The sequence below is a fragment of the Corynebacterium sp. HMSC077G07 genome, assembly GCF_001809225.1.
GTDB classification, from domain to species: Bacteria; Actinomycetota; Actinomycetes; order Mycobacteriales; family Mycobacteriaceae; genus Corynebacterium; species Corynebacterium jeikeium_D.
Map to the genome: position 1 here is coordinate 1 of NZ_KV796526.1, position 2,182 is coordinate 2,182.

The 2,182-nt window shown below is 53.5% G+C and carries 1 protein-coding gene; it reads right to left on the reverse strand.

The annotated features are described in order from the left end of the window. Positions 1-465: 465 nt before the first annotated feature. Complete coding sequence (locus HMPREF2562_RS02910; RefSeq protein WP_070549600.1) at positions 466-1,914, reverse strand: nucleobase:cation symporter-2 family protein; 1,449 nt, start codon at positions 1,912-1,914, stop codon at positions 466-468. Positions 1,915-2,182 lie beyond the last annotated feature (268 nt).

Sequence of the window (2,182 nt, forward strand, 5' to 3'; positions counted from 1 at the left end):
GCCCACTTTTGTGCCCACGAGTAAACAACATTTAATCGACAAATGTCGTGGCTTATATCTCGGGGTAGCTACCGATTTGGCTTAATTGCGGGTACTTAGAAGGGTCCGATGCGCAGTACACCGGTCGGAGGCTCCTCGAATTCTGGCACTGAGCTTGTTGGCATGTCCGATTCAGTTATTGCACTTCTGTGTTTACCACAGCCACTCATCCCGACATGCAGATACCGCGCTTCAATGGGGCTTTACTGCCAAGCTGTCCAAATAGGGATCCATACGCTTATTTGGAATTCGTCCTGATTCTTAAGCCCTACCTACGAGACAACGCGGCGCCATCCAAGGTCGCGCCAAAAGGAAATCCCGTATGGGCGAGGTATTGCCTGCGCCCATACGGGAATGTGTTGTATTTAATTACGCCAGCGCGGTCTGGGATTGAGCTATCCAGCCACGCTAATCAAAGTACCGAAGTTAGTTATTACTGCTTGGCTTAGCGGGCGGGACGTCGCCGTAGCCGTCGTGGTCCTTATCTTCAGAGTTGATACCTCCGCGGAAGGTGTCGTGAGCGCTCGGAGTAACTGCGTGCGGTGCACGGTCGGCGGTGTTGAACAAAAGGTTCAAGATAATAGCTGCGACGGAACCTACGCAGATTCCTGAGGCCATAAACGTTTGTGCCCATGCCGGCAGTCCGGAGAATAGTTCGGGCGATACAGCCGGAAGCAATGCCAGTGCCAACGGAATACCAACCACGATCACGTTGGATTCAGTGAACTTAACCTTGGATAGGGTGCGGACGCCGGATGCTGCGACCATGCCGAACAAGGCGATACCGGCACCTCCCAAAACTGGAGCCGGGATAGCAGCAACGAGAGCGGCCGTCTTTGGAATCAGTCCCAGAATCAGCAGCATTCCGCCTGCAGCTGCGGTAACCCATCGGGATCGCACGCCCGTGATGGACAGGACGCCGATGTTCTGGGCAAACGCCGTGTATTGGAAGGTATTGAAAATACCGCCGATCATGGTCGCAGCACCGTCGGCACGCAGTGTGTCGGCAATACGGCGATTATCAATCTCGGTCTCGGTAATCTCACCGATTGCAAGCACATCTCCAGTCGCCTCGACCATAGTCACAAGCGAGACAATGAACATGGCAAATACAGCCGAGAAGACAAACTCAGGCATGCCGAAGTAGAACGGATGTGTCAGCCCAAAGATTGGTGAGTCCTTGGTCCCAGACCAATCCACCATTCCCAATGGAATGCATAGCAGCAACCCAGAAATCATGCCCACTAGAACGGCGATTCGGGCGAGCCATTCCGGTGCCCAACGCTCAATACTGAGAATCAAGACCAACACAAACACAGCTACTGCCAAGTTTTGGGGCGTGCCGAAATCAGGAGTGTCCTTGACTTCAGCACCGCCACCAACCCAGTCAGCTGCGACTGGCATAAGCGTCGTACCGATAATCAATAGCACCGTGCCAGTGACCAACGGCGGAAATAGACGTAGAAGCGACGCAAAAAGCGGTGCAAAGAGCATCATGAAAATGCCCGATGCAATCACCGAACCGTAGATTGCGGGCACGCCGTATTGCGATCCGATAGTGACCATCGGAATGGCGGCAGAGAAGGTACAGCCCTGAATCAGTGGTAACCGCACACCAAATCGCCAAATACCCACCGACTGCACGATGGTGGCGATGCCGGCAACAAACAGGTCCGCGGCAATTAGGTGCGGAATATCGGATGGGGACATACGCCCGGCATCCACAAGTGCCCAGCCCACGAAAAGCGGGACTGCCACCGCGCCTGCATACGCGGCGAGCACATGTTGAAAGCCGAGTACAAGCAATTTCACATGGCCCGGATACTCATCGACCGGATGGACCGGCCGGGCATCGGTCTTCGTTGATGTAGTCACAGTTCGACTTTAGTTCCCTAGTCCAGCTTTTCCTCACTGGAGCTTTCTATTGGGGTGGTTTCGCTCCATCTCGCTTTACGACGAAGGCCTCGAGACTTGTCACTTTGCTGAGATAAATCGTGAGTGTGCGTAAGAAGCCGGTGAACGAACGCATTGCCGAACAGCTTTAAGTGAAACTCTAGGGTTATGGTCTTCTATTAGCTCGAAAGTGCTCAAGAAAGGCATTGTGACCTGCTGGTTCGCTTTATGTGTGAAGTGTGTGTAATGT